The sequence below is a fragment of the Asticcacaulis biprosthecium C19 genome, from assembly GCF_000204015.1.
In the GTDB taxonomy this organism is placed as follows: Bacteria; Pseudomonadota; Alphaproteobacteria; order Caulobacterales; family Caulobacteraceae; genus Asticcacaulis; species Asticcacaulis biprosthecius.
On the sequence record NZ_GL883077.1, the window covers coordinates 1194214 to 1195499 of the forward strand.

The following is a 1286-nucleotide window of genomic DNA, read 5'->3' on the forward strand; positions in this document are numbered from 1 at the left end:
AAGTTTTTGTTTCGGCGCGCAATTTAACCGAAAACGGGATCGCTCGTGCGGTGCTGCACACTTTGTCGGATCGCGCTTTATCGCAGGACCTCCGCCGCATCGACGATCTCGACCTCATGCATCATGTGCATGTAGGCGTCGAGATAGGGTTTGTGCGAGGCGCCAATAATCAGGAGTACCCGCCCGCCCGGCTGATTGCCGAAACTTGCCCGAAGATTGGCGGCGATACGCAGGTTGCGCGTTTCCCACCAGGCGACGTACTGACGGCCGTACAGTTGCGGGCTGTTCTGCGCCAGGGCGTTCTTCCATTCTCCGTTGACGACACCTGCCTGTCCCTCCGGCGAGTTCAGGACCTGGAACAGGCTCAAAACGTTGTCGGAAGATTTCAGGTTCGACACGCGCGTACGATAGTCGGCGCTGTAGGCGTCCGGTAACTTCCACAGCGCCTGTATGGCCTCGCCATAGCCTTCGGGGGCGGCGTTGTGAATGCTGTCGGCCGTGTGGTCGTCCGACGCATAGAGCCTGTCCAGGCCCAGGCGCACCGCAAGTACCGCAGCGATCTGAACCACTTCGTTTGGGTTGCCCTTGAGGTCCTGAAGCTTGGCGACCAGTTCAGGGCTGAGGCCATCACCTTCGCGGGCTTCGGAAGCCGGCAGTCTCAGCCATTGGACCAGTGCGGAGCCGAAATCACCCGATGCCGCGAAAAGTGCAGCGAGGTGACGCCGCTGGGCCGGGGTCGGGTTTGCGGGCCAGGTCGCCAATTCGGCATTGGCTTGCGCCGCTGCGGCGGCGACGTCGAGGCCGGTCGTCTTGAAGCCCAGGGCTGCTATAGCGAACTGGCGTTCACAGTAGGTGTCGGCAACGTCGGCGTAGGGGACCTTGAAGGTCGCCGCGATCTGGCAGGCCTCACCCGACATCGCCTCCGTCGCGATCAAGGTGGGGGCATAGCCGGCAAGACGGTCCAGAACGGGCGCCAGCATGTCGCTCTGGTAGCCGCCCGGTGGTATCTGCGCCAGGTGGGCGGTTCCCAGGACTAAGACCTGCGTCTTGGGGCCATGGACCGAGGATTTGAGGCTGCCGGGATCGAAGACGGGCGGGGCCGCCGCCGCGGGAACGGCAGGCAGGCTGGTCAGGGCCAGGACGGACAGACAGGCAAAAATTCTCATAAGGGATCAGCTTCCAAAGCGCGCGGAGACATAATGTCCGTATCAAAAGCCGAGCATAAGCCGAAAACCGATGACGTGTGCAGCCCTATTTGCGCCAAGCCGCGACAAATAACGGTATTA

The 1286-nt window shown here is 61.9% G+C and carries 1 protein-coding gene; it reads right to left on the minus strand.

The window, feature by feature from the left end; translation table 11 throughout:
• Positions 1–77: 77 nt before the first annotated feature.
• Positions 78–1166 (minus strand): DUF5694 domain-containing protein, encoded by a 1089-nt coding sequence (locus ABI_RS05840; protein ID WP_040308626.1) that lies wholly within the window; start codon positions 1164–1166, stop codon positions 78–80.
• Positions 1167–1286 lie beyond the last annotated feature (120 nt).